Source organism: Nonomuraea sp. K271 (genome assembly GCF_009908215.1).
Lineage (GTDB): Bacteria > Actinomycetota > Actinomycetes > Streptosporangiales > Streptosporangiaceae > Nonomuraea > Nonomuraea longispora.
This window is the reverse complement of record NZ_JAAAHR010000378.1, coordinates 1-1,185: the sequence shown is the minus strand read 5'-3', so window position 1 is coordinate 1,185 and position 1,185 is coordinate 1. Positions and strand designations below refer to the sequence as shown.

The 1,185-nt window shown below is 77.8% G+C and carries 1 protein-coding gene; it reads left to right on the top strand.

Annotated elements, in window-relative coordinates:
* Positions 1-1,185, top strand: a 1,185-nt coding sequence (locus GUY59_RS47060; RefSeq protein WP_161715153.1) for an FAD-dependent oxidoreductase, incomplete at both ends; no start/stop codon positions are given.

Below are 1,185 nucleotides of genomic sequence, written 5' to 3'. Positions count from 1 at the left end.
CGCCGGGGCCGTTCCCGGGGACGGCCCCGGCGCCGCGCCCGGGCTCGGCCGGTTCCTGCGGCAGGCGCGGGCCCTGGGCGAGCGCGCCGACGTGCTGCTGCGGCACCAGGTGTGGAGCGCCGCCCGCGAGCCGGACGCGACCCTGGCCGTCCACGGCGTGACACCCTCTCCGGAGGGCGAACGGCCGGTCGCCCTCCGGACGCGGCGGCTGCTGATCGCCACCGGCGCGTACGACCGGCCGCTGCCCTTCCCCGGCTGGGACCTGCCCGGAGTGCTCACCGCCGGCGGCGCTCAGGCCCTGCTCAAGGGCAGCGGCGTCGTGGCGGGCCGGCGGGTCGTCGTCTCCGGCACCGGGCCGTTCCTGCTCCCCGTGGCCTGCGGGCTGGCCGGGGCGGGAGCGCGCGTCCTCGGCGTGTACGAGGCGGGCGGCGCGCTCGGGCTGGCCAGGCGGCCCCTCCTGGCCCTGGACAAGGCGGGCGAAGCAGCACGGTACGCCGTGGACCTGGCCCGGCACCGGGTGCCGTACCGCACTCGCCAGGCGGTGGTCGCGGCGCACGGCGAGCGAGAGGTGGAGGCCGTCACCGTCGCCCGGCTCGACAAGGGGTGGAACATCATCGCCACCCGCGTCGTCGAGTGCGACACCGTGGCCGCGGGGTACGGCTTCGTGCCGCAGATCGAGCTGGGCACGCAGCTCGGCTGCGGGACCCGGCACGACGTGGACGGCAGCCAGGTGCTCGCCGTGGACACCGGCCAGCGCACCACCGTCCCGGGCGTGTGGGCGGCGGGCGAGCCCACCGGGGTCGGCGGGTGGAGGCTGTCCGAACTGGAGGGCCGCGTCGCCGGCCTGGCCATCGTGGCCGACTCCCGTGCCCTGCACGCCGGCCCCGCCACGGGGACGGCTCCCCGTGAGGGAGCGGCCCGAGCGGTGCCGGGGGTGCTCGTACGGCGGCGGGTCCGGTGGCGGAGGTTCGGGGAGGCGCTGCAGCGGGCGTACCCCGTCAAACCAGGCTGGCAGGGGTGGTTGCGCGACGACACGCTCGTGTGCCGGTGCGAGGAGGTGCCGCTGGCCCGCGTACGCGAGGCGCAGGGCCTCGGCGCGACCGACGCGCGCTCCATCAAGCTGCTGGCCAGGCCCGGCATGGGCTGGTGCCAGGGCCGTGTCTGCGGATACGCGCTCTCCTGCCT